Consider the following 6,235-nt stretch of genomic DNA (forward strand, 5'->3'; position numbering starts at 1 on the left):
GACTGTCCGGCGAGACCCGGCTACCCGACTAAAGCGGTGGTCGATGAGGTTTGCTCTGCTCCAGGATGCGCGCGGCCCCGACGAGTAGTTGTCGGCGGTTCGGCGCCGTGCATCCGTGTGCGGTTGCGGTCGCACAGGTGCAGCACTGCCGGTAACGGCTCGGGCCGGCCGCACCGGTTGTCGCCGGGTGGCCCCGCGACGACAACCGGGCCGGCGGGTCGTACCGGCCTCGTGCGGCCTCGCGGCTCATTACCGAACCGTTGGCCCCAAGGCGCGTCCGGCCCGCCACCAGCCGGGTGCCACATCCTTCGGTGTTCCAACCCGTGGACGACAATTCATCTGCCGTCGTTTTCGGAATCGTTCACCAGCCGAGCGCGTCGTCGTCCGCCCGCGCATCCCAGCTTGGCGCGACAGGGCGCGCTTCGTGGCAGGTGAAGCCGAGTCGGGTCAGCGCCCGGCGCATCTCGGCCACCGTGAAGTCACGGCGGTTCTGCCTGGTGATTACTTTCCCGACCTGCATCACGGGGTAGACGCGGCGGTCGATGGTGACAGACACGCCGGTGACGGGTTCGGGCGGGACGCCGGTCATGGACTGTTCGACCTCGATCTTGGTTAGGTCGAAGGGGTACCGGGCGATGACACAGCGCATGGCTGCCTCCACGAAGTGGGGGAGAATGCCGGGGACGGTGACCGGTCGGTACGACGGTCAGGGCGTGAGAGCGAGCACGCCCAGGGCGTAGCCGTGTTCGTCGATCACGGGGGACACGTCCAGCGTACGGATCCGCATGGCGGCCTCCGCCTCACCGAGTATCGATGTGGACGAGGTGAACGGCCCGCGGTCGAGTGGGATGTCCCGCAGCCGCGTCCGGTCGCTGTACCACGAGCCGCCGCGGTGTGCGGCGAGCTGGGCCCGTGTGACCAGTCCCGCGCACCGACCGTCCTCGTCCCGGAGGAGCAGATGCGGGACACGCGCACCGATGAGGACGGACAGGGCCACGTCGACCGCCATGTGGTCGTCGACCTGCGGCCCGGGAGCATGCATGGCGTCGCGGGCGGTCAGACCGGTGCCATCGGCGCTGCCGAGCTTCTGCGTTCGGGGCGGAAACGTCGTCAAGGGCTTCTCCTCTTCGTCGGGGCGGGCAGGACGGGCGACGGCTCGTCCCGACCGCAGGGAGCGCTTCCCCGGGCTTGAGCTAAGGGTTGTTCCTCGGTGCAGGCCGGCGGCCCCGGGCGGCGGCCCGGCCGCTTCCGCCACGGCCGGCGGCCCGACTCCTGTAATGCCAGCCGACGGCTCCCTTGCCCTCGGGGCGTCCTTCGACCGGTGCGGCGAGGACGACGGGCACGCCGGAGGGGGTCCGGGCGCCGGTGATGCGGTGCAGCTTGGCCTCGCCAGGGCGGATCCGTACGGTGCGCGGAACGATTCCGGCGTCACCCATCAGACGGTCCATCGCTCGCCGCTGGTGCGGCAGCACGAGGGTGACGACGGTGCCGGACTCGCCGGCGCGTGCGGTACGGCCGCCGCGGTGGAGGTAGTCCTTGTGGTCGCCGGGAGGGTCTACGTTCACGACGAGGTCGAGGCCCGTGACGTGGATTCCGCGGGCGGCGACGTTGGTGGCCACCAGGACCGTGACGTGGCCGTCCTTGAACTGAGCGAGCGTCCGGTTGCGCTGTGACTGGGACTTGCCGCCGTGCAGGGCCGAGGCTCGTACCCCGACGGACAGCAGGTGCTTGGTGAGCCGGTCCACCGCGTGCTTGGTGTCCAGGAACATGAGCACGCGGCCGTCGCGGGCGGCGATCTCGGTCGCGGCGCTGTCCTTGTCGGCATCGCGCACGTGCAGCAGGTGGTGCTCCATGGTGGTGACAGCTCCTGCGGACGGGTCGACCGAGTGCACCACGGGGTCGTGGAGGTAGCGGCGTACCAGGAGGTCGATGTTGCGGTCCAGCGTGGCCGAGAACAGCAACCGCTGGCCGCTCGCGGGAACTTGGTCGAGCAGCGCGGTCACCTGCGGCATGAAACCCATGTCGGCCATCTGGTCTGCTTCGTCCAGCACGGTGACGGCGACCCGGTCCAGCCGGCAGGCCCGCCGCTCGATGAGGTCCTTGAGGCGGCCGGGCGTCGCCACGACGACCTCGGCGCCGTCGCGCAGCGCACTCGCCTGGCGGCCTATCGACATGCCGCCCACCACGGTGGCGAGCCGCAGCCGTAGGGCGCGGGCGTAGGGGGTGAGCGCGTCGGTGACCTGCTGGGCCAGTTCCCGCGTGGGGACGAGGACGAGGGCGAGCGGCTGCCGGGGCTGGGCCCGCTGTCCGTCCAGACGGGCCAGTACCGGCAGGCCGAAGGCGAGCGTCTTGCCCGAACCCGTACGGCCCCGGCCCAGGACGTGCCGGCCGGCCAGTGCGTTCGGCAGTGTGGCCGCCTGGATCGGGAAGGGCACGGTCACGCCCTCGGCGCCGAGCGCGGCCAACAGCCTTGCGGGCATGTCCAGTTCGGTGAACGTCCCGACCGCCGGCAGTGGCTCGGTGAGGGTGACCGGCAGGGCGAACTCCTGTCGGCGCGGGGCGGAGCGTGCGCCCTGGCCAGTCTTTCGTCCGGTACCGGGGCGGGGACCCTGGCGGCCCGTCCCCTGCGTACGGAAGCGGCTACCGGAAGCGGTGCCGGTGTGACGGGGGGTGCGGTTCATGGAAGAACCTTCCTCGATGCGGCGTATCGAGGAATTCCGTCCAGCGGCGATGACCGCACGAGGATTCGCAAGAATGAGCCGAAGAAAAAAGAGCCGGACCTCGTGGCGCTGGAGCGGGGACGGCCGGCGGTCCGGAAAACCCGGACAAGGGGAAAATTAATGAGCTGGGGCCCGTACCCCAAGAGCACGGGCCCCAGCCACATGATGCGCGAACCACTGGCTCGCGACGATTCGCGTCTGCGTCAGGCGGGAACGATGTTCTCAGCCTGCGGGCCCTTCTGGCCCTGCGTGACGTCGAAGCTAACCTTCTGGCCTTCCTGAAGCTCGCGGAAGCCTCCGTTGCTGATGATGTTCGAGTAGTGGGCGAACACGTCAGCGCCGCCGCCCTCCTGCTCGATGAAGCCGAAGCCCTTTTCCGCGTTGAACCACTTCACGGTGCCAGATGCCATATTGAATCTCCCTTGGGGGGCAGTGCCGGACTCCGCACTTTGCGGAGCCGAGTCGCCGCGATGATCACCCCTCCGGAAATATCCGGAAAGCTCTGCAAAGAAAAAATCTCTGGCAACCAAAACTGCAACTGCTCTCACGTTAACACAGGCCGGATGGAGACAGCCATGCGTTTTCGGGAGCGCCCAGTAATTATCCTCCCGCGGCGGGGTGTATTTCTGTTGTGGCGGGACTAGGTATCTGCGCCGTGCTCGTCCAGCTTCCGGCGTATTTCCCGGTTCAGACGCAGGGCGTCGTCGAGTTGGTCCTCAAGGGAGACGATGCGGAACGCGGGTCGTCGGGGCGGCTCCGCTGCGCAGGGCTCGGCCGTTCGTCCCTCCCAGGCGTCCTGCGCGCTGGCATACGCGGGGAAACGGTCGAGGAGACCGGTGCAGCGGAAGACCAGGTCCGTCGTGTGGTTGCCGTATACGATGCGCAGCCAGCCGCTCCGGGCATGGCAGTCGTACCAGGCATCGCACAGTGGCGTCAGGATGCTGCAGTCGGTGAAGGTTGCCTCGCTCAGGTCCACGATGAGGAGGAGCCGTCCGGGCCGGGCCGCGCGGGCTTCGGCCAGGGCGCGGGCCCCGGGCGCCACGGTCTGTCTGTCCAGTTCGCCGTGTGCGCGGACGATGCGGCATTCCTCGAAGAGTGCGGGCGCTCCACCTTGCGTGGTCAACGGCTCGCGCAGGAGTCGGGGGCAAGGCGGAATGGCTGTGCCGGCAGTGGGCGCCCCAGGGCCGGCGTGCCTCATTCCGCCTCCCCCGTCGTGCCCCCGAGGCGATCGGTCTCGGCGAGGGCCAGCATGCGCGCGGCGGTCAGCGGGTTCTCGGGGTCCGCCGCGGCGGCCAGCAGCCGGGCGGCTGTTCCGGCCGGCTCATCCGGCGGGACGACCAGGAGTACCCAGCGTCCCACGGAGCCGCAGTCCAGGGAGATGACGTGCGTCTCGCCTCCGGCGCCGGCCGGCTCCACGGCGATCACCCGGCCGGGCGCCATGACGGTGCGCGGGGTGTCGGGCCATTCGGCGGGGTCCACGGTGACGCGTACCGTCGTGTCCGGGTCCGGCTCCAACGAGCCGACGAGCGAGGGAAGTTCGAGTTCCAGCGCGTCGCAGTGCGGCCACCAGGCCCCGTCCAGCGGGCCGTGGCTGACGCCCGGGGTGAGGGCTAGGCGAGGCGTGGGCATGCGGTACGTGTGCGCGTCGGCGGCCGAGGACGCGCCTTCGGCCGGTGTTCCGCCGGGTTCCATCGTGCGGTCCCGTCCCGGGAGCCGTGGGACGACTGCCCGTTTCGTCACTCGCCGGGAACGGCACCGCCGGTCGCGCTGCGCGAAAAGCTCTCGGTGCGGTCAGGTTACCTCTGGAGGAGGAGAAGAGGGCGGGTCAGTCGTCCGGCTGTGCCTCCTCTGGCTTCACCCGGTCCTCCTGTTCCTCCTCTTCCTCCTCCAGTTCCTCCATCAGACGGATGCCCTGGTGCGTCAGCGAGACGGTGGCGGGGGTGTGGTGTGATGTGCAGTCCGCGCTGATCAGGCCCTCGTCGGTCAGATAGGCGCAGACGGCGGAGAGGTCCTCGTCAGGCAGGGCCAGCTCGGCGCGCAGCGCCGATCCATTGACCTCGGGGCGGTTGCGCTCGACGGCCCGTACAGGGGTCGCAGGACCGCCTTCCGGTTGTTCTTGCGTTCGCGGCGTTTCGTCATGACTGTCGTTCTCCGGCTTGACGGCCGCGCGGGGACGGAGGCGACGGCGGATCCTCGGGCCGCTCGGATCCGGGTCACACCTCGTCGGCGTGTGTCTGTGTCTGCTCTGTCGAGGTGCTGGTCGTGAGCCAGGACGGTGCGGGTTCCGCCGCTTGAGCGGTGTCGAGGGTGATGTGGAGCCGGGTCCCTCCTGCGGGGCCCGCGGGATAGCTGCGCTGCTCGGTCGAGGCGAAGCAGCGCCGGAGCACTTCGGCGACGCGCCGGGCGACCTCTGGCGTCGCGGCCACGATGCGGACCTCGGCGTGGATCAGCTCGCCGCCTGACACTACGGCAGAGGCGGGACCCGAAGCCAGGCACGGTGCGGGTTCCTCCTCTTCGTATGCGTCCGCAGGGTGACATCCTGTACGCGTTCTGTACGCGTTACCTTTGCCGTTTTCATAGATCGTGACAGCTGGGGTACGCGGTATCGGTGAATCACGTGGTGCTACCGGGCGTCTGCGCCCCCCAGGAGGACACGGCCCTGCTGGCTGGAGCTGTGTCCGAGGAGCCGCTCCCGCCGGGCGTGGCCGTGCTCGACGTGGGCACTGTGGGATCTGGAAGGGCTGCGGCTGGCGGCCGAGGGCAAGACGGCCGGATGGCAGACCCTGCTTCGGCTCAGTGCGACGGACCAGGGCTTGGACCCTGCCCAGCTCGACACACTGCTCGAACGAGCCCGACAGCAGCAGGAAACGATCGAGGAGTGGCGCGCCCGCCAGGCCGAGGAAGCGCTACGCACGACGACCGGCTGAGCTGTTGCTGCCGGATGGTGGTCCTCCGGGGCTCACCGGCCACAGTGATGCCGCCCCGCTCCGAGGACGTGGCGTCATACGCCGTGATGGAAGACATCACGCACTCGTTGGCGCACGACCGTATTCGGACGGGCAAACCGAGTGGTTCGGGGTACATCCAGTGCAGCTCCTGCTGTCGAGGAGCCGGAGCATGCCCGGACCAGGGCTGTTCGCGGGCATGGACGAAGGATGATCTGATGGTCAGCGGCACCGTGAAGTGGCTCAACGCAGAGAAGTGCTTCGCTTTATCTCGCAGAACGGCGGGGGCCCGACGTATTCGCACACTACTCCGAGATCCAGGGCAGCGGCTTCCGCGAGCTCACCGAGGGCGAGCACGTCACCTTCCAGATCGGGCAGGGGCCGAAGGGGCCGCAGGCCCAGAACATCGTCCGCGGCTGACTGGGCGAACATGGCAGGACGAGGTTGGCGACGCACTCGCCCAGCAGCCGGAGAGCTAGGGCCTGTGTGATGTCGTGATCATTCGGTGGTCTTGATCAGGTCGTCGACCCAGATCATTGCGGCTCGGAGGTGGAGGCCGGCGAGGTAGCT

7 protein-coding genes and 2 pseudogenes are annotated in these 6,235 nt (G+C 69.2%); 2 read left to right on the forward strand and 7 right to left on the reverse strand.

From position 1 onward, the window contains the following. Positions 1 to 361: 361 nt before the first annotated feature. From ACWEN3_RS38845 to ACWEN3_RS38875, 7 genes are all read right to left on the reverse strand, one after another. Positions 362 to 649 carry an SCO5918 family protein gene (locus ACWEN3_RS38845; RefSeq protein WP_452981165.1) on the reverse strand — a complete coding sequence of 96 codons (288 nt, stop codon included), beginning with the start codon at positions 647 to 649 and terminating at the stop codon, positions 362 to 364. 57 nt (positions 650 to 706) lie between these two features. Further along, on the reverse strand, positions 707 to 1,042 hold the full coding sequence (locus ACWEN3_RS38850) for a CBS domain-containing protein (protein ID WP_452981180.1): 336 nt from the start codon (positions 1,040 to 1,042) through the stop codon (positions 707 to 709). A gap of 151 nt (positions 1,043 to 1,193) precedes the next feature. After that, on the reverse strand, positions 1,194 to 2,681 hold the full coding sequence (locus tag ACWEN3_RS38855; protein ID WP_452981167.1) for a DEAD/DEAH box helicase: 1,488 nt from the start codon (positions 2,679 to 2,681) through the stop codon (positions 1,194 to 1,196). A 242-nt stretch (positions 2,682 to 2,923) separates the two neighbouring features. Next, entirely contained in the window at positions 2,924 to 3,130 is a 207-nt protein-coding gene (locus ACWEN3_RS38860; protein WP_020943091.1) for a cold-shock protein, read from the reverse strand. Between the two features lie 230 nt (positions 3,131 to 3,360). After that, complete coding sequence (locus tag ACWEN3_RS38865; RefSeq protein WP_452981171.1) at positions 3,361 to 3,843, reverse strand: STAS domain-containing protein; 483 nt, start codon at positions 3,841 to 3,843, stop codon at positions 3,361 to 3,363. 71 nt (positions 3,844 to 3,914) lie between these two features. Beyond that, complete coding sequence (locus tag ACWEN3_RS38870) at positions 3,915 to 4,412, reverse strand: DUF5994 family protein (RefSeq protein WP_452981174.1); 498 nt, start codon at positions 4,410 to 4,412, stop codon at positions 3,915 to 3,917. A 521-nt stretch (positions 4,413 to 4,933) separates the two neighbouring features. Next, positions 4,934 to 5,185, reverse strand: coding sequence for a hypothetical protein (locus ACWEN3_RS38875; RefSeq protein WP_452981177.1), 252 nt, complete (start codon positions 5,183 to 5,185; stop codon positions 4,934 to 4,936). A 152-nt stretch (positions 5,186 to 5,337) separates the two neighbouring features. Here ACWEN3_RS38875 and ACWEN3_RS38880 point away from each other — a divergent pair. Beyond that, positions 5,338 to 5,466 (forward strand): annotated as a pseudogene (locus tag ACWEN3_RS38880) (methyltransferase); the annotation flags it as partial. 417 nt (positions 5,467 to 5,883) lie between these two features. Beyond that, a pseudogene (locus tag ACWEN3_RS38885) lies at positions 5,884 to 6,085 on the forward strand (cold-shock protein). Positions 6,086 to 6,235 lie beyond the last annotated feature (150 nt).

The organism is Streptomyces sp. NPDC004561 (genome assembly GCF_053602155.1).

What these genes read in the sequence shown, in the direction of transcription:
- ACWEN3_RS38845 (WP_452981165.1), bottom strand. Translation starts at nt 649, where the DNA reads ATGCGCTGTGTCATCGCCCGGTACCCCTTCGACCTAACCAAGATCGAG.
- ACWEN3_RS38850 (WP_452981180.1), bottom strand. Translation starts at nt 1,042, where the DNA reads ATGCATGCTCCCGGGCCGCAGGTCGACGACCACATGGCGGTCGACGTG.
- ACWEN3_RS38855 (WP_452981167.1), bottom strand. Translation starts at nt 2,681, where the DNA reads ATGAACCGCACCCCCCGTCACACCGGCACCGCTTCCGGTAGCCGCTTC.
- ACWEN3_RS38860 (WP_020943091.1), bottom strand. Translation starts at nt 3,130, where the DNA reads ATGGCATCTGGCACCGTGAAGTGGTTCAACGCGGAAAAGGGCTTCGGC.
- ACWEN3_RS38870 (WP_452981174.1), bottom strand. Translation starts at nt 4,412, where the DNA reads ATGGAACCCGGCGGAACACCGGCCGAAGGCGCGTCCTCGGCCGCCGAC.